The organism is Pseudoalteromonas sp. QJM3NY_12, from assembly GCF_056173165.1.
Genome location: NZ_CM149661.1, coordinates 2,304,923 through 2,323,376 on the forward strand (window position 1 = coordinate 2,304,923; position 18,454 = coordinate 2,323,376).

Below are 18,454 nucleotides of genomic sequence, written 5' to 3' on the forward strand. Positions count from 1 at the left end.
TTAATGTACCACTTTTGTTATAAACTGCGTTGCGCTTATGCGTGCTAAACGATCACACTCTAAAATTTCATCTAGAGTTTGCACATTAGTAAACTTTGCAGTCTCTAACGTTTGCGCATTCACTTTATAAATATCAGTAAAACTAATTTGACCTTGTAAAAATGCATTTACAGCCATTTCATTGGCAGCATTCACCGTAGTTGTTGCGCCCTGTCCCGCATCACACGCAGCAATTGCCAATTTTAAATTAGGGTAGCGCGAGAAATCAGGTTTGGTGAACGAAAAATCACAAATATCAGAAAAGTTTAGCGGTTTAACTCCCGCATCAATTCGCTGTGGAAAAGCAAGCGCATGCGCTATTGGGGTGCGCATATCGGGATTTCCCATTTGCGCTAAAATAGAGCCATCTTGGTATTGCACCATAGAGTGGATAATACTTTGTGGGTGGATCACCACATCAATATCGCTGGCATCACAGTTAAATAACCATTTAGCCTCAATAAACTCTAAACCTTTGTTCATCATCGTGGCTGAATCTACCGATATTTTTTGTCCCATTGACCAATTAGGGTGAGCAACCGCTTCACTGACGCTAACACTAGCAAGCGTATTAATGTCACGGTTTAAAAACGGCCCTCCAGAACCAGTTAATAAAATTTTACTAACACCATGCTGCTCAAGCCGTGCTTGTCCTTGGGTGTTTTGTAACGCACTAGGTAAACACTGAAAAATAGCATTGTGTTCGCTGTCGATGGGTAATAAAGTTGCTTGGTGTTGTTTCACTTTATCAATAAACAACTGACCCGACATCACCAATGACTCTTTGTTTGCCAGCAACACTTTTTTACCCGCTTCGACTGCGCTCAAAGTGGGTAGTAATCCAGCCGCACCAACAATTGCTGACATCACAGTATCAACATCAACATGCGCACAAAGCTCACTCATAGCTTTCTCGCCATGCATTACTTGTGTTTTACTTATGCCTTTTAAAAGTTCACAAAGCTGCTTAGCGGCTTGCTCTGAAGCCATAACAGCATAACGAGGTTGATGAGCAAGACACAACTCAGCCATTTTTTTTGCATTTTGCCCAGCGGCTAATGCGAACACCTTGAACTGCTGTTGATTTCTTGCAACAACATCTAACGTGCTAAGACCTATCGACCCCGTCGCACCCAAAATAACCAGTTGTTGCACTGCACTCATAAACTAAGTGTCCAGGCAAAGCAAATAACAAACATCGGCGCTGCTGCAGTTAAGCTATCAATACGGTCTAAAATACCGCCGTGTCCAGGTAGGCAACTGCCGCTATCTTTAAGACCCGCTTCGCGCTTAAACATACTCTCTAGTAAATCACCTACCGCAGAGAACAAAGCAATAAATGCTGTCATTACTGCATAAATAGGCCATACAGAAGTATCAACATTGGTGTAAAAACAAAAAGCCAATACAAATAACACCGCAGCAACCACGCCACCAGCGAGGCCTTCTATGGTTTTATTTGGACTAACTTTAGGCATTAGCTTATGTTTACCGAAACTTTTACCGGTAAAGTAAGCGCCAATATCGGCACTCCATACAATACCCAGTACCACTAAAATCAGCATAGAACCATAGTGTATTGATTCTGTATATTGCGCACTGCGAAGCGTATTAAGCGCAAGCCACAGTGGTACCAATGTCAGTAAACCGGCAATACCGCGCATTACAAGTCCTTCGTTCCAGCCTTTAGCCATAGCGGGGTAACGCCACACTAAATAACTTGCAACCAGCCACCACGAAAACGATAAGGTAAATAAGTAATTGGCATCACCTACAAGCTTGCCGTTCTGCCATAGGGTTTCTATCGGCCAATGTAAATTAAGTAAGCCTAGTAAAACTGCAACTAACAATACAAACGCACCGCGCTTTAGTTTATCGCATAGCCCCATAAAAGCAGACCATTCCCATGCGCCCATTAATACAATAGCACCCGCAAAATAACTAAATAACGTTAGTGGGGTGTAAAAAACCAAAGCCAGTGCTAATGGCGCTAGCACTAGTGAGGTTAAAATACGTTGTTTTAACAAAATGATGACCCTTAATCTATTTTAGGTTTGAGCGAGTAATTGTTTTATTTGTTCGCCCGTGCAACCAAAACGTCGCTCTCTGGCAACGTAACATGCAATGGCCTCTGCAAAAGCAGCTTCGTTAAAGTCAGGCCAAAGTGTATTGGTAAAATAAAGTTCAGCGTAGGCTGCCTGCCAAAGTAAAAAATTACTAATTCTGACATCGCCACCAGTACGGATCAGTAAATCAGGCTGTGCCTGATCTGCCATACTCATATGCTGTGCAATATGTTCTTCTGTAATGTCTGCGGGATCAATTTCCCCATTTGCTACTTGTAAAGCAACCAGCTTAGCAGCATGGGTCATATCCCAGCGACCACCGTAATTTGCCGCTACATTTAAGTGCAGGCCGGTATTATTCGCTGTTAGTTCTTGTGCAGTATGTACTTTCGCGCGCAAGCTTTCAGAGAATCGAGATAAATCTCCAATGATGGTTAGTTTTACGTTATTTTTATGCAGCTTTTTAACTTCTTTACTTAGTACAAATAAAAAAAGCTCCATTAATGTATTTACTTCGTCTTCAGGGCGGCGCCAGTTTTCACTACTAAAAGCAAATAAGGTCAACGATTGTATCCCTAATTTAGTACAAAACTGCACAGATTGACGAACTGCATCCACGCCCTTTTTATGCCCATATACACGAGGCCTATTTCTAGCTTGTGCCCAACGCCCGTTCCCATCCATGATGATAGCAACATGTTTAGGCAAACATTGCTGTGAAATTGTATCAGCGTCTAGAACCATAAATTTTGTGTATTCCATAAAAAAACGCCGCCTAGTATACCCCAGACGGCGTTTCAAAACTAATAAATTTAACCTGTACCCGTGATAATAAATCTACTTTAAGCAAATAATTATACAGCTAACAACCTTGTATTTACTGACAACTGAGTCGTCACTAAAGAGCAGTCACAATCTGTTACCCTTTAAAATCACACTATTAAAATAAAGTGCGAAGACTGATAAGCAGCGACTTAAATATCTAACTAAAGCTGTTTACTTGGGTCTAGAACAGTTATTAAATTTCCATCAACTCAGCTTCTTTTGCTGTTAGTTGTGTGTCCATTTCTTTAATGAACTTATCAGTGATTTTTTGAATTGCATCTTCACCTTGACGTGCTTCGTCTTCAGAGATGTCTTTATCTTTTAATAAGTTTTTAATATCGCCATTTGCATCACGGCGAATATTACGAATAGCAACACGTCCGCCTTCTACTTCGCCACGCACGATTTTAATTAAATCTTTACGACGCTCTTCAGTTAATGGAGGAAGTGGTACACGAATAACCGTGCCTGCAGACATTGGGTTTAAACCAAGGTCAGAAGCCATAATCGCTTTCTCAACTGCCTGAGCTAAAGATTTATCAAATACACCAATAGCCAGTGTACGTGAATCTTCAATAGTTACATTTGCAACTTGGTTTAGAGGCGTTGGTGCGCCGTAGTACGACACCATGATGCCGTCTAAAATTGCAGGATGAGCACGGCCAGTACGAATTTTAGATAATTGACTACCAAGTGCTGCTACACTTTTTTGCATGCGCTCTTGCGCATCTTTTTGAATATCGTTAATCACGGTTTAATCCTAATCTAGTTACTAACTTCATCTGAGGCTTGTGAAGAAATAAGGGTTCCTTCTTCTTCACCCATTATTACGCGCTTTAATGCGCCTGATTTATTCATATTAAATACGCTCAATGGCATATTATGGTCGCGAGCAAGAGTAAATGCCGCTAAATCCATTACTTTTAATTCTTTATCAATAATTTCATTGTAGCTTAAGTGACGGTAAAGTGTCGCTTCAGGGTTTTTCACCGGATCATCACTAAATACACCATCTACTTTAGTCGCTTTAATTACCGTATCAGCTTCAATCTCGATGCCGCGTAAACACGCCGCAGAGTCAGTAGTGAAGAACGGGTTACCTGTACCAGCGGCAAAAATAACAACGCGACCTGTTTTTAACAAGCTAATTGCTTCAGCCCAGTTATACGCATCACATACGCCATTTAATGGGATAGCTGACATTAAGCGACAATTTACAAACGCACGGTGTAGCGCATCACGCATAGCTAGGCCGTTCATTACGGTTGCAAGCATCCCCATGTGGTCACCAACAACACGATTCATGCCCGCTTCGGCTAATGAGCCACCGCGTAAAAAGTTACCGCCACCAATAACCAAACCCACTTCTACGTCGAGTTCTACAAGCTCTTTAATTTCTTGTGCCATACGATCTAAAACTTTTGGGTCGATGCCGAAGCCTTCGTCTCCCATTAAAGCTTCACCACTTAATTTGAGAAGAACACGTCTAAAAATAGGTTTGCGATTGATAGTCATAGTTTTGGGGCCAACTTTTATTGAATTATGGATAAAAAATAACCGCGCTTATGTTAAACATAAAAGCGCGGTTATTTTAAAGAATTTCTAAGCGTGACGCAAAAGCAAATAGTACTTTAATTGCATGTATTTTCCTTTTGTATCACAAATAGTATGTCTTACTGACCTTTAGCAGCTGCAATTTGAGCAGCAACTTCAGCAGCAAAATCTTCTTCTTTCTTCTCGATACCTGCACCAACTTCCATACGTACAAAGCCAGTAACTGTTGCGTTTTTCTCTTTAAGAATTTCGCCAACAGATTTTTTCGGTTCCATGATGAAAGCTTGACCAGTAAGAGAAACCTCACCAGTAAACTTCTTCATACGACCAACAACCATTTTCTCAGCGATTTCAGCAGGCTTGCCTTCGTTCATCGCGATGTCGATTTGTACTTGCTTTTCTTTTTCAACAACATCAGCAGGTACGTCATCTGGAGTTAGGTAATCTGGGTTTGAAGCAGCAACGTGCATTGCAACATGCTTAAGTGTTTCTTCATCAGCAACACCCGCAACAACAACACCAATACGCTCGCCATGACGGTACTCAACTAGTTGCTCGCCAGTGATGTACTGAAGACGACGTACATTGATGTTTTCACCAATTTTAGTTACTAGCTCAACACGGTCTTCTTCGAACTTAGCTTGTAAGTCTTCGATAGATGTAGTGTCAGCGATAGCAGCATCTGCAACTTTGTTAGCAAATGCTAGGAAGCTTGCATCTTTAGCAACGAAGTCAGTTTGACAGTTAACTTCTACAAGTACTGCAACACCCGCGTTTTGCTTGATGATGATAGTACCTTCAGCAGCAATGTTACCTGCTTTTTTAGCAGCCTTTGCAGCACCGCTCTTACGCATGTTTTCAATCGCTAACTCGATGTCACCATCAGTCTCAGTTAACGCTTTTTTACAATCCATCATGCCAGCGCCAGTACGCTCGCGTAATTCTTTAACTAGGGCAGTAGTTACAGCCATTAGTAAATCCTCAAATCTGAAATCAGGTTTAGATAAGCGGGTTACCCGCTCCACAAGAATAGCAAGTCTTCACCTTTAAAAGATGAAGACTTGATGACAGCTAATTACTCAGCTTCTACGAAGTCATCTTTTTCAGCTTGAGCAACGATGTTACTCTCACGGCCTTCAGTGATCGCAGCTGCAACAGCACTAGTGTAAAGGTTGATTGCACGGATAGCATCATCGTTACCAGGTACGATGTAATCAACACCGTCTGGGTTAGAGTTAGTATCAACGATTGCAACAACTGGGATACCTAGGTTGTTAGCTTCACGGATAGCAATGTGCTCGTGGTCAGCATCGATTACAAAGATAGCGTCTGGAAGGCCACCCATGTTTTTAATACCACCAAGGCTCTTTTCAAGCTTGTCCATTTCACGAGTAAGCATTAACGCTTCTTTCTTAGTTAACTTCTCGAAAGTACCGTCTTGGCTTTGAGCTTCAAGGTCTTTAAGACGCTTGATTGATTGACGAACTGTTTTCCAGTTAGTCAACATGCCGCCTAACCAACGGTGGTTAACGAAGAATTGATCGCTTTGTAAAGCAGCTTCTTTTACTGCTTCGCTTGCTGCGCGCTTAGTACCAACGAAAAGAACCTTACCTTTGTTTGCAGCAGCACCAGATAAAAACTTAAGTGCAGTGTTGAACATTGGTACAGTTTGCTCAAGGTTGATGATATGTACACGGTTACGTGCGCCGAAGATGAAAGGCTTCATCTTAGGGTTCCAGTAACGTGCTTGGTGACCAAAGTGAACACCAGCTTGAAGCATATCGCGCATTGAAACGTTTGCCATTTTGTAAATCCTCTAAGTTGTTTAGGGTTAGGCCTCCACATATCCCATAGCACCAACACCGCAGTTAAATGAAACTGAAATGCACCCAAGTGTATGTGACGATACGTGTGTGTGTTAAAATAAAATTGTGTTTGCCTTAAATACAAAAAATCATTTAAGAATTTATTTGTAAAAAGACGGCGCGCTTTATACCATATTAAAAATAAATACTCAACGTCTCGTGCAAAAATTGTGCGACGATAATCATCTAAAAACGCAACTTTGGAGCCTCAATGAGCGCTGTGATTAAGACCCCTGAAGAAATCGAGAAAATGCGTGTAGCCGGCCGTTTGGCTGCTGATGTGCTAGAAATGATCGAACCACATGTGGTACCAGGTATCACCACCGATGAGCTAAATACAATTTGTCATGATTATATTGTTAATGTGCAAGATGCTGTTCCTGCTCCTCTTAATTATCATGGTTTTCCAAAATCAATTTGTACCTCAGTAAATCATGTAATTTGTCACGGTATTCCGAATGACAAAGCATTAAAAGATGGTGATAGTGTTAATATTGACATCACTGTTATCAAAGATGGTTACCATGGTGACACATCAAAAATGTTTCATGTAGGCACGCCTAATATCCAAGGTAAACGTCTTGCAGAAGTCACTCAAGAAAGTCTTTACCTTGCCATTAAAATGGTAAAACCAGGTGTTCGCCTTGGTGATATTGGTGCAGCTATTCAAAAATATGCAGAGAGCTTTAACTACTCTATCGTACGTGAATACTGCGGCCATGGTATCGGTAGCGAGTTCCATGAAGAACCACAGGTAATGCATTACGGTAAAGCAGGCACTGGCGAAACATTAAAAGCAGGTATGTGTTTAACTATTGAGCCTATGGTAAATGCGGGCAAACGCCAATGTAAATTACTCAAAGACGACTGGACTGTGGTAACAAAAGACCGTAGTTTATCCGCTCAATGGGAACACACCTTACTAGTAACTGAAAATGGTGTTGAAATTTTAACACTACGATCAGATGATACAATCGATAGAATTATCGAGCACTAATTAAGTGCGCGCTTAATCGCGGTTGTAACAGGTTTTGCCTGTATATCGCTTAAGTGGTTTGCTGTAAGGGGCTAACATAACTTATTGCCCTTACAGCAAATATATTATAAAAATAAATCTCAAACTTATAATGCAGTCCATATATAGGAGCCAGCCTAAGTGGCATTACCTAACAAAGTAAAAAAGTTGCTCAATGATGCTGAGCAATTAAGCGATTACCGCGATTGCTCCGCCTATTTCTATAAATGGTTGCATAATGAATTCTCAAAACAACCGGTTGGTAAATTAATTAATGCCCGTGCAGAATTTATTGACCGACTGCTGATCAAACTTTTCCAAGTTTATGATTTAGCTCACGAACCAGATCTCGCTTTGATAGCAGTAGGTGGTTATGGTCGTGGCGAGCTACACCCCTACTCTGATATAGATTTTTTATTACTTGTTACGAAACAGCCTAATGATGATATTTGCGAAAAAATCGGTCAGTTTGTCACTATGTTGTGGGATCTTAATCTCGAGATAGGCCACAGTGTTCGTACTATTGAACAAGCCATAGAACAAAAACGTGAAGACGTTACCTTTGCCACCAGCTTATTAGAAAGCCGTCTTATTTTTGGCAACCATATTGAGTTTGAAAAACTCAAAAACCATATTATTGAAACACCGGTTTGGGGCTCAGGTGAATTTTTTGTCGCAAAAGTACAAGAACAAAATTTGCGTCACAGAAAGTGCCACGGCACAGCCTATAATTTAGAACCAAATATAAAAGAAAACCCAGGGGGTCTGCGCGACCTGCAAACTATTATTTGGGTGGCTAAAAAGCACTTTAGAGCCGAAACTCTGCAAGAGCTAATTAATCACGGCTACCTGACCCACGAGGAATATCAAGAGCTGTTAGAGTGTCTTGAGAATTTATGGAATATTCGTTTTGCGTTACATTTAGCTGCAGAACGTTCAGAAAACCGTTTATTGTTTGATCACCAACCCCAAGCTGCAGAAATTTTGGGCTTTGGTAGCGATGGTAAGGCCTCGGTTGAGCGCATGATGAAACGCTTATTCAGAATTATGAGCCGAGTACGTGAGCTTAACCAAATGTTGCTTTCGTACTTTGAGCAGAGTATTTCTCCAGACAGCAGCCAAGCTACCGTTGAAGAACTCGATCTCAACTTTGAGCGCGTTGGCCATCAAATTCGAGTAAAAAGCCCATCAGTATTCTTCAGGCGCGATCAACTTTTTGTGTTGTTTGAGCATATTGCTGACCACCCAGAAATTACCCATATATACCCAAGTACGATTCGCACTATTCGCCAAGTTCGTCGTCGTTTATTGGGCGACCTACAAGACTACGCGGCCTGCCGAGAAGCTTTTCTACGCATTATTAAGCACCCTAATGGTATGGGACGTGCTTTTACGCTGATGCACAAACACGGCATGATTGCCGCTTATTTGCCGCAGTGGCGAAATATTTTTGGCCAAATGCAGTTTGATTTGTTTCATGCCTACACGGTTGATGAACACACCCATAAGCTAATTAATAATATCTATCAGTATTTTGATAAAACCGGGGTTAGCGAATTCCCAATTTGTAGCGAAATTGTCACGCGTATGGATAAACCGGAGCTACTGTATTTAGCCGGTATTTTCCACGACATTGCCAAGGGACGTGGGGGGGATCACTCTGAGCTGGGTGCTGTTGACGCCATTGCTTTTTCTAAATTGCATGGCTTTGCATCATCCGATGGTAAGTTAATTTCTTGGCTTGTTAGCAACCACTTACTTATGTCAGTTACGGCGCAGCGTAAAGATATAAACGACCCAGATGTAATAAAAGATTTCGCATCGCGAGTAAAAACAGAGCGCCAGCTCGATTACCTCTATTGTTTAACGGTCGCCGATATACGCGCTACCAATGACAACTTATGGAATGACTGGAAAAACACGCTACTTCGTGAGCTGTACTTACATACACAACGAGCTTTGCGTCTTGGGCTTGAAAACCCAATGGATCAACGCGACCAAATTCGAGATAAGAAGCATCAAGCTAAGCAACGCCTGATTAATTTGCATTATCACGAGGAACAAATTGACTTAACTTGGAGTCGTTTTAAAGCGAATTACTTTACCGCCTTTAGTGAACAACAAATTTCGTGGCATACAGAGCATTTACTAAAATGCACTGACTTGAGCCTACCTAGTGTTATTGTCTCGAATAAAGCAATGCATGGCGGTACTCAAGTATTTGCATACAGCCCTTACTCAGGTGGACTATTTGCTCGATTAGTCAGTGTTATTGGCTCTAAAAAAGCACAAATTCAACACGCCCAAGTACTGACCACCAAAGATGGCTACGTACTGTTTAACTTTGTTATTTTAGAAGTTAGCGGTGACCCAATTGCCAGTAGCCGTGCACAATCGATTAAACGCGGATTAGAGCAAGCATTGAATGATCCGCGAAAAAAAATACGCTTTAAAAAGAGCCGCTCACAACGCTTTAAAGACTTTAATATTAAACCAAAAATTGTACTGCGCCCGCACCCTCGTAAGGACCGTAGTTTAATAGAAATTCAAGCGGTTGATATACCAGGGCTATTAACTAAAATAGCCGAGGTTTTCCAAGCTTACTTACTCCACATACATGCCGCACGCATTACCACGGTAGGCGAGCGCGCAGAAGATTTCTTTGTGGTATCTAATAACGAATATCAAGCGCTGACTGATGAAGAGCAAGCAAAAATTCATCAGGCATTACGTAAAAAACTCAACGCCGAAATTGAATAAGAGGACACTATGTCAGATTTAAAAACCATGATTGAAAATGCGTGGGATAACCGCGACAACATTAGCCCAGCAACCGTATCAAGCGATATTAAACAAGCAATTATTGATGCACTTGAGCTATTAGATAGTGGCGCAGCGCGTGTTGCAGAAAAAATTTCTGGCGAATGGGTTGTTCATCAATGGCTTAAAAAAGCCGTGCTGCTTTCATTTAGAATTCGTGAAAACCAACCAATGAATGATGGCGTAAATCAATTTTACGACAAAGTACCGCTTAAATTTAGCGACTATACGCCGGAGCAATTTCAGCAAGGCGGCATGCGTGTGGTACCAAACGCCGTAGCGCGTAAAGGCAGTTTTGTAGGGAAAAATGTTGTACTAATGCCATCGTATGTAAACATTGGTGCTTACGTTGATGAGGGCACTATGGTTGATACATGGGCCACTGTAGGTTCATGTGCTCAAATTGGTAAGAATGTACACTTATCAGGCGGTGTGGGCATAGGCGGTGTTTTAGAGCCGCTACAAGCAAATCCTACCATCATTGAAGACAACTGCTTTATTGGCGCACGTTCAGAAATTGTTGAAGGCGTTATTGTTGAAGAAGGTGCGGTTATTTCAATGGGTGTTTACATTAGCCAAAGTACCCGTATTTACGACCGTGAAACCGGTGAAATTCATTATGGTCGCGTACCTGCTGGTGCTGTTGTGGTTCCAGGTGCTCTGCCTTCAAAAGATGGCACTCATAGTTTATACGCTGCGATTATTGTGAAAAAAGTTGATCAACAAACACGCGAAAAAGTAGGCATTAACGCCCTACTTCGCTCAATTGATGATTAAAAAGCAGCTGTAAGTTTTTAGCTGTTAGCGCTAAGCAGGTTAATATTAAACGTAGATTGGGTTGAGTAAAACAAAACCCAACAACACATTAAAGTTAAGTGTATTCGCTAAAATTTAATTACATACAGAAAAAGCTCTAAACTTGTATAGGTTTGGGGCTTTTTTAGTGCTTTCAAAATACCTCTTCACAAATCTATCCCTTTTAATAGTCTTGCTTTGTTAGATACCAGCATCTATAGTGGAAAAACACATAATTCGATTTTTGAGGATAAATTGTTGCGCCTTTTCGTTTTAGGTTGGTTGGTGTTATTAGGTTCAACGCAGGCTATGGCTAATGATTTTACAACGTTTGAAGCTAAACTTAACGAAGCCGAGGATTATCTTGTTGTTAATCCTGCACAATCAATAATCATTCTTGAAAATCTCACAGAACTAAATACAGCTCCTGCTGCGCTATTTATCCGCTGGCACTTGCTTTATGCTCGATCAGCGGTTCCCACCAGTCATTACGATCGGCTTTATAAATCGATTGACGCAATATTTCAGCATCATCAAGCTGACTACTTTAAACAAAAATTGACCACCATAATGAGTGCCTTGGGAATATGGCTTCGCCATGCTGAATATTTAAGCGATGCCCAGCTCTCATTTAAATGTGCTTATAAATATGCGCACAACGATCGCCAACGATTAACACTCACCAACAGTATGGCACTGGTTGCTCGCTCGCAAAACGACTTTGCTAAGGCGCGTGCTTTATACTTAAATAATCTTGATCTCACAACACAATTAACACTTCCTAATGTAACAGCACTTATAAAAAATAATTTGGGCTCTTTAGCACTTGATGAAGGCAATGTTGCTAACGCTGAGCGCTACTTTAGAAGTGCATTAAGCCTTAACCAAAATATTGATAAACGCGCAGGGCAAATTTCGGCTGGGCTTAATTTATTAATGGTTTTTTTAATTCAAGAACATCAGCTTAACTTCGAACGCCTCTACACTCCAACGGCAACTTTGACCCATGCATTTCCCAATGAAGCTAAACAAGCACAGCTAGTTTGGCTTGAATTAGGCTACAAAAATTTAACTGGCGAGTTTATAAGTCAAAAAGATAAACATCAGCTGCAAGCAGCTTACGAGCAATTAGAAAGCGATAAAATGAAGCAATTAATTGCACGTTATTTAGCTAACAAACTTAATGTGACTTTAACCCTACCTGAGCCTATTACGGCTAAAGAGTTTACCAGCCCATGGTTTAACTTAGTAAAGCAATGCAATTGGGAGAAAAATTTATAGCTTTAAGTTATAAACGTTCAGCTAAGCTTAGTTAGAAGCCTATAAACTAACTTTTATCTACTTTTTTACTTCTAATATAAGTATATAAAACAAGCTACTGAATTGGCTAACAAACGGGATATATAATAAGATAGGCCAGAGAAGATAAAAATAAATATCATTTTAATTCAATACCTTACAAAGCCTCTTGACCAATACTCAGGTTAACTTAATAACCACAAAAATAAAAAAGGCACTGTGAAGTGCCTTTTTATTTACTCAAATCTAATTAATTACAACGCGTTAAATACGTCATCTGTTTTAGCAGCGCAAATGAAGTCATTTTTATGCAGACCTTTAATTGAATGGCTCCACCAAGTCACGGTTACTTTGCCCCATTCGGTTAATAGACCTGGGTGATGCCCTTCGTCTTCAGCCATATCACCTACCTTATTGGTAAACGCAATGGCTTGTTTAAAGTTTTTAAACTTATAAACGCGCTCTAACTGCATAATACCGTCGCGTACTTCTGGCACCCAGTCAGGGATTTTTTTAATTAATTCAGCCAATTCAGCATCAGATACTTTTGGTGCATCTGCATGACAGGCTTCACATTTTTGTGCACTTAATGAAGACATTTTAAATCCTTAGTTTAGCGTTACTTTTTTCAAAAATTAACTAGCTAATTTTTCTTTTGGAGGAAACTTAGGGTCGTGCAAACCAAGTGATTTAGCTTGCTCAACTAAAGTCATTATATCCATTTGAGATATTTCAAACAGATCATGAATCGAATTTATCGTGTAATACAATGGTTGCATAATATCTATACGGTACGGTGTACGTAGCACATCTAACACATTCATTGGATTAATCTCTGGTGTATCTGAATACACGTATTGGGTTTCCCCTGGGCTTGATAAAATACCGCCACCGTAAATACGCAATCCTTTTTCAGTTTGCATCAAACCAAACTCAACGGTAAACCAGTACATGCGCGCTAAATAAACGCGATCTTTTTTCTCTGCCGCGTATCCTAGTTGCCCATACTTGTGGGTAAATTCTGCAAAGTCAGGATTGGTTAGCATAGCACAATGACCAAATATCTCATGAAAAATATCGGGTTCTTGTAAGTAGTCAAATTCTTCACGGCTACGAATAAAGGTCGCTACAGGAAATTGCTTGTTAGCGAGTAACCTAAAAAACTCATCAAAATCGATAAGTGCAGGTACAGGTGCAACCTGCCAACCTGTGGTTGCTAAAAGTACTTCGTTTAGCTCACTCAGCTGTGGGATACGATCATGAGGCAGATTGATTTTTTTCAATCCTTCCATGTACTCATCACAGGCTTTGCCTTCAATGCACGCAAGTTGGCGTGCTACAAGCTCAGACCAAATTTTATTTTCTTCATCGCTCCAATGTATAACCCCATTTTCATCAGGTGTTTTGGAGGTGTAATTACTTGCTTTAGCCATAAATACCTTCTTTGGGATAAAACCCTAAATCGGTGTCAAAATAACAGCCAAATGCTTGGCTATTCGATGTAGCCATACTATGCAAAAGTGAACAAAAGTTTAATAGCTTGACGCAGAACAATACTTTTGCAGATCACACAGATCGTAAATTTAAAATTACAGCAAAGCAAAGATAAAAACACACACCATATTTACTGGCATCTACAGATGGAAATATTCGTAAACAATAAATTACACCTCAGGATATTTTAGTAAATGCTTGGTTGAGATCGTTAATAATATCGTTAACATCTTCAAGTCCAACTGATAATCGAATTAAACCATCACTAATTCCAGCAGCTAGTCTTTCTTCGGGAGTGTATGGCGAATGCGTCATCGATGCTGGGTGTTGAATGAGCGTTTCAGCATCGCCTAAGCTAACCGCTAATGTGCACAGTTGCATACTATCAATAAACTGCTCACCGTCGGTTAAGCTCCCTTTAATTTCAAAGGCAATAACACCGCCAGCCGCTTTCATTTGCTTACCAATGTACTTGTAACCCGGGTGAGACTTAAGCCCAGGGTAATACACTTTATTTACTTGCGGATGAGCTTCTAAATACTCAGCAATCGTTTGCGCACTTTGGCAATGGCGTTCAATGCGAATAGCTAAAGTTTTTAAGCCGCGATTTATTAACCACGCATCGTGTGGACTAATAGTGGCACCAATATCTTTAAGCACGGTCATTTTAATCTGTGTAATATGCTCAAGTGAACCACACACAATACCCGCAACAACATCGCCGTGACCATTTAAATACTTGGTCGCGCTATGCATTATAATATCGATACCGTACTTTTTTGGTGACTGCAGCAGCGGGGTTAAAAACGTATTGTCGACCACACTCAGTAAATTATGCTGTTTAGCCACATTGCCAATAAGTGCTAAATCAATCACTGCCATGGTTGGGTTGATTGGTGTTTCTACAAATATCATTTTTGAATTAGGCTTAATGGCTGCGCGCAGTTCACTTTCATTGGTCATATCAACAAAGGTGACTTCAATTCCCCATCGCGGCAACATATGCGCAAAAAAAGCAAAAGTGCAGCCATACAGAGCGCTTGATGCAATTAAGTGATCGCCTTGCGATAGGAAGCTTAGTACCGAAGCCGATACAGCCCCCATACCTGTTGCCGTGGCGGCGGCGGCCTCACAGCCTTCTAATTGCGCCACTTTTTGCTCAAGTTCAGTCGTGGTTGGGTTACCTAAACGCGTGTAAATATAACCGGGCTCTTCACCTGCAAAGCGGGCAGCACCTTGGGCGGCACTTTCAAAATGAAACGTAGACGTTTGATACAAAGGTGAGGTTAATGCGCCATGCGGATCATTTGCTTTTTGTGGACCATGGATACATTGGGTATTTTGATGATGCTTGCTCATTGTGTGTTCTCGTTTTTATTATGTGTGTCAATAGCATAAATAAAACGCACCGCACTTAAAATCACAAGCATGCCGGATGCTCAGATGGCTATTTGTGCAAACTTTACCCAAAAAGCTGTACACAAATATTGCCAACGAAGTCTCACTACTTAGTTTCAGCTCCCTTACGGCTCATAATTTTACTCGCAATCCCTTGGACTGTGCCTTTTAACAAGCTACGCTTGTTTTCAAGACGCGGTAAGGGTCGGCTTAATTCCATAGCTTTGTAACCAATACGCGCTGTAAATATACCGGCACTAACACCTTGTGCAGCTCGCCCTGAAAGCTTGCCTAATAATTCAGCACTGAGTGCCGTGGCAGCTAAATCAGAAACGAGCTCTGCACTACCTACAAACATTACTTGCTTAATAAGCATGCGGTAAAGTTTAATGCGGCTGGCATAACCAAAGCCAATGCCATATATTCGGCCTATTTGCTCTATTAATTTAGTGCCACGCCACAGCACAGCCATCATATCCACCAGCGCAATTGGGCTTAGAGCAACTAATAAAGCTGACTCTGTTGCAAAACGGTTTATTAACTTTTTAGCTTGATTGTCTTGCGTTATCAGTAAGCTATTCGCGTACAGAGACATTATTTCTTTGTCACTGTGGTGCGTAGCGACCTGATTTTTAAAGTTTTCGAAATTATCTAATTGCTGATGTTTATTAAGCTTTTCAAGCCAAGGTATCGCCCCGCCTACCTGCTCACTATTGAGCAAACGGTTAGCTTCATGGCGGTGTAGCTGATTACGCTTTAAGCTGCGTAACATTCTATATTCACGCCACAATAAACGCGATATCAGTAGTACACCGGTTATTACAGCGGTTAAGTACACCCCACCTAAAATAACCGACTGCTGAAACGCCAATACAATTGAAAATGCGAACTCAAGTAATATTAAAACAATAAAGCTCAGTGCAAATAGGCCTTTAAGGGTTTGCCACTTAGACTTTTTATATACAGGCTCAATATCGATTTCAGGTTCAATTAGATCGTCGCTATCTTTGCTAAGCTGCTCACTTTGTCCCTGCTCTACGACTTTAGCCGCTAATAAATCTGGTTCATTTTGCTCAATATTTTGGGCATTAATACGACGCCCAGCTTGAAATTGGTGTGTTGACTCACTCATGTTAACTTATCTCCTAACAAGTACTGCATCACATGGTCTAAGCGAATGTGCTTAAGCTGTTGATCTGGGCTTGGCATAGGTGCAAATGATAAAAACTCAAACCCATGTGCTGGCCACTCACTTTTATTAAGCATTCTGCTCGGCGGCTGAGGAGGCAGGTAAGTTAGCCACTGTTGTTCATTCAATGGCTTGCCATAGATACAGTCGAGTGTTTGCCCTTTATCAACCACTTGGCGGGGCACAGTGGCAGCAATTGATGACATCGCCAATGTTTCTATTTTAACCCCATCAAATTTTAAGTGATTACTTTGCTCTTTAACTAACGAATCGAGTAACAATGCAAGATCTTTGTGATGCTTCGCACTGATGTGATCGGACTTATTAGCAGCAAATAATATTTTATCTATATTAGGTTTAAACAAGCGTTTAAAAAAACCGGAATCACCATAGCTAAAGTGTGACAATAACTGATTGATCACTCGACTTTGCTCAGCCAACGTTTCATAACCTTCATTTAATGCACTCAGTACATCTACCAAGACGATTTGACGGTCAAAATGGCGAAAATGCTCATTATAAAAAGGTTTAACGACTTCTTTTACGTAAGCATCAAAACGTTTAATTAAATGCGCTAAGTTAGAACCCGCTACTACATCGTCACTTATTTTTTTAGGACTAATTGGAAAAAATAGTAATAATGGTGCACCTTGCAAGTCACCCGGCATTAACATACGCCCTGGCTGTAACATGGCAAGCTTAGTGTCTTTTTTTAGCCCTACCAACATGGTTTGATAACATCGTGCAATATCAGCCAGTGCGTTTTCATCTACCGGTGCATCTAAATCAAGCTGCTCTATGGATTGCAAAAATTCAGCTGAGCTTTGGTTACGTGGCGTTTGGCTTAGCAATGGATATTGTTGCTCGCACCATTGCTTAAAGCTTTGCGCGAGCATAGGTAGGTCAAGCAACCACTCACCAGGATAGTCAATAATATCTAAATACAGCGTCGATTGTGGTGAGAAATGACCGCGCAGACCCGCGTTGCTTTGATATTTAATCGCCAAACGTAAAGTATTAATTCGCTCGGTAGAAGCGGGCCATGCAGGGTCACCTTCATTTGGCAGTAAAGCACTTATTGCACGGTTGTAATCAAAAGTGGGAACGTTCAATGCCTCTTGCGGCACAATTTTAGTAGCAATGTGGCGATGTTCACGCATTACATCAAAAAAAGGTAAGTTGTTGTCATTCGCCTGAGAGGTTAAATGTTTAACTAGCGCGCTAATGAACGCCGTTTTACCACTGCCGCTCAGCCCTGTTACGGCAAGTTTAACGTGTTGATCTAAACTACGGTGCAGGGCCTTTTGGGCTTTGCCTTTAACGCTTTTAAAGGTCTTTTTTGCAAATGATTGGCTCATAAAGTGTTTTGCACCTTAGTTGCCGTCATTGATCACGCTGCAAACAAGGTGCTTATCAATCCCTTAAAGTTTATTAATTTCACGGCTGACCGTAAACTCGCTTGAAGTAACGTAGCGTTCCATGTTTTGAAGGCGGCTATCTACACGGGTTAATCGCTCTTTTAAGTCTTGCAGCGCACGACGCGGTGGCTCGCCTTTTTGCCATACTTTAAATTTTACTTCTAGCGGATCACCGCCATAGGTTGATTGTGTTTTATTTACAGTACTGGGTTGTTTTTTATCTAAAATAAACCACGCTGCAATATACGCTACCACAAATAATGGGCCACCGGTTAGTAGTACAGCACTAACAAAAATAATGCGAACTAACCATAACTCCATATTAAAGTAGTCACTTAATCCCGCACATACACCGGCAATTTTACCGCGTTGTGGGTCTCTTAATAATTCGCGTTTGGTGTTCATACTTTTTGTCTCCACTGTGGTGACTCTTGATCAAGTAAAGCTTCTAATGTCTCGATTCTATCAGTCATTTTTTCAGCTTTTTGAGCAAGTTCTAATAACTGGTGATGCTCATGCTCGCTTAACCCTTGGCTTACCTGCTTTTTGCTTCGGTAGTGTAAAATTAACCACAGTGGTGCAACAAAAATCATAAACAAGATAAAGGGTGCAACTAGTATCTCTGGATCAAACATAATCCTCTCCTGACAATCCGTATTCAATGTTGATGTCAGGGG

The 18,454-nt window shown here is 40.9% G+C and carries 18 protein-coding genes; 4 read left to right on the top strand and 14 right to left on the bottom strand.

Annotated elements, in window-relative coordinates; translation table 11 throughout:
* The 7 genes from ispC to rpsB all read right to left on the bottom strand — a co-directional run bounded on the left by ispC (window position 1) and on the right by rpsB (window position 6,288).
* Complete coding sequence (gene ispC, locus AC0VZ5_RS10810) at window positions 1–1,203, bottom strand: 1-deoxy-D-xylulose-5-phosphate reductoisomerase (RefSeq protein WP_464707663.1); 1,203 nt, start codon at window positions 1,201–1,203, stop codon at window positions 1–3.
* Window positions 1,200–2,066 (bottom strand): phosphatidate cytidylyltransferase, encoded by an 867-nt coding sequence (locus AC0VZ5_RS10815; protein ID WP_475472798.1) that lies wholly within the window; start codon window positions 2,064–2,066, stop codon window positions 1,200–1,202. The genes ispC and AC0VZ5_RS10815 overlap by 4 nt, the downstream gene beginning before the upstream one ends.
* A 21-nt stretch (window positions 2,067–2,087) precedes the next feature.
* Complete coding sequence (locus AC0VZ5_RS10820; protein WP_138605040.1) at window positions 2,088–2,867, bottom strand: isoprenyl transferase; 780 nt, start codon at window positions 2,865–2,867, stop codon at window positions 2,088–2,090.
* 256 nt (window positions 2,868–3,123) lie between these two features.
* On the bottom strand, window positions 3,124–3,645 hold the full coding sequence (gene frr, locus AC0VZ5_RS10825; RefSeq protein WP_218651693.1) for a ribosome recycling factor: 522 nt from the start codon (window positions 3,643–3,645) through the stop codon (window positions 3,124–3,126).
* Between the two features lie 50 nt (window positions 3,646–3,695).
* Window positions 3,696–4,445: a UMP kinase gene (gene pyrH, locus AC0VZ5_RS10830; RefSeq protein WP_138605042.1), complete on the bottom strand. Its 750-nt coding sequence runs from the start codon at window positions 4,443–4,445 to the stop codon at window positions 3,696–3,698.
* Between the two features lie 158 nt (window positions 4,446–4,603).
* Entirely contained in the window at window positions 4,604–5,455 is an 852-nt protein-coding gene (tsf, locus tag AC0VZ5_RS10835) for a translation elongation factor Ts (RefSeq protein ID WP_010388114.1), read from the bottom strand.
* A 104-nt stretch (window positions 5,456–5,559) separates the two neighbouring features.
* Window positions 5,560–6,288, bottom strand: coding sequence for a 30S ribosomal protein S2 (gene rpsB / locus AC0VZ5_RS10840; RefSeq protein ID WP_013465430.1), 729 nt, complete (start codon window positions 6,286–6,288; stop codon window positions 5,560–5,562).
* Window positions 6,289–6,560: 272 nt separating this feature from the next.
* Between rpsB and map the strand changes: the two genes are divergently transcribed.
* The 4 genes from map to AC0VZ5_RS10860 all read left to right on the top strand — a co-directional run bounded on the left by map (window position 6,561) and on the right by AC0VZ5_RS10860 (window position 12,260).
* Complete coding sequence (gene map / locus AC0VZ5_RS10845) at window positions 6,561–7,346, top strand: type I methionyl aminopeptidase (RefSeq protein WP_054202413.1); 786 nt, start codon at window positions 6,561–6,563, stop codon at window positions 7,344–7,346.
* 159 nt (window positions 7,347–7,505) lie between these two features.
* Window positions 7,506–10,124, top strand: a complete 2,619-nt coding sequence (gene glnD / locus AC0VZ5_RS10850) for a [protein-PII] uridylyltransferase (RefSeq protein WP_138605043.1) — start codon at window positions 7,506–7,508, stop codon at window positions 10,122–10,124.
* Between the two features lie 9 nt (window positions 10,125–10,133).
* The gene (gene dapD / locus AC0VZ5_RS10855; protein ID WP_198523481.1) at window positions 10,134–10,961 is read left to right on the top strand and encodes a 2,3,4,5-tetrahydropyridine-2,6-dicarboxylate N-succinyltransferase; all 828 of its coding nucleotides are present in this window, start codon (window positions 10,134–10,136) and stop codon (window positions 10,959–10,961) included.
* Between the two features lie 276 nt (window positions 10,962–11,237).
* A complete protein-coding gene (locus AC0VZ5_RS10860) occupies window positions 11,238–12,260 on the top strand; it encodes a tetratricopeptide repeat protein (RefSeq protein WP_475472802.1) in 1,023 nt (340 codons plus the stop codon).
* 272 nt (window positions 12,261–12,532) lie between these two features.
* Here AC0VZ5_RS10860 and AC0VZ5_RS10865 read toward each other — a convergent pair whose 3' ends face one another.
* The 7 genes from AC0VZ5_RS10865 to pspB all read right to left on the bottom strand — a co-directional run bounded on the left by AC0VZ5_RS10865 (window position 12,533) and on the right by pspB (window position 18,412).
* On the bottom strand, window positions 12,533–12,877 hold the full coding sequence (locus AC0VZ5_RS10865; RefSeq protein WP_008111000.1) for a 4a-hydroxytetrahydrobiopterin dehydratase: 345 nt from the start codon (window positions 12,875–12,877) through the stop codon (window positions 12,533–12,535).
* 36 nt (window positions 12,878–12,913) lie between these two features.
* Window positions 12,914–13,711, bottom strand: a complete 798-nt coding sequence (phhA, locus tag AC0VZ5_RS10870; protein ID WP_008111003.1) for a phenylalanine 4-monooxygenase — start codon at window positions 13,709–13,711, stop codon at window positions 12,914–12,916.
* A gap of 238 nt (window positions 13,712–13,949) precedes the next feature.
* Window positions 13,950–15,131, bottom strand: a complete 1,182-nt coding sequence (gene megL / locus AC0VZ5_RS10875) for a methionine gamma-lyase (RefSeq protein WP_290170143.1) — start codon at window positions 15,129–15,131, stop codon at window positions 13,950–13,952.
* 145 nt (window positions 15,132–15,276) lie between these two features.
* Window positions 15,277–16,302 (bottom strand): TIGR01620 family protein, encoded by a 1,026-nt coding sequence (locus AC0VZ5_RS10880; protein ID WP_475472806.1) that lies wholly within the window; start codon window positions 16,300–16,302, stop codon window positions 15,277–15,279.
* The gene (locus AC0VZ5_RS10885; RefSeq protein ID WP_475472808.1) at window positions 16,299–17,717 is read right to left on the bottom strand and encodes a YcjX family GTP-binding protein; all 1,419 of its coding nucleotides are present in this window, start codon (window positions 17,715–17,717) and stop codon (window positions 16,299–16,301) included. The genes AC0VZ5_RS10880 and AC0VZ5_RS10885 overlap by 4 nt, the downstream gene beginning before the upstream one ends.
* A 63-nt stretch (window positions 17,718–17,780) precedes the next feature.
* Entirely contained in the window at window positions 17,781–18,182 is a 402-nt protein-coding gene (gene pspC / locus AC0VZ5_RS10890; protein ID WP_010388092.1) for an envelope stress response membrane protein PspC, read from the bottom strand.
* Window positions 18,179–18,412, bottom strand: coding sequence for an envelope stress response membrane protein PspB (gene pspB / locus AC0VZ5_RS10895; RefSeq protein ID WP_138605052.1), 234 nt, complete (start codon window positions 18,410–18,412; stop codon window positions 18,179–18,181). Before pspB ends, pspC begins: the two co-directional genes overlap by 4 nt.
* Window positions 18,413–18,454: the final 42 nt, after the last annotated feature.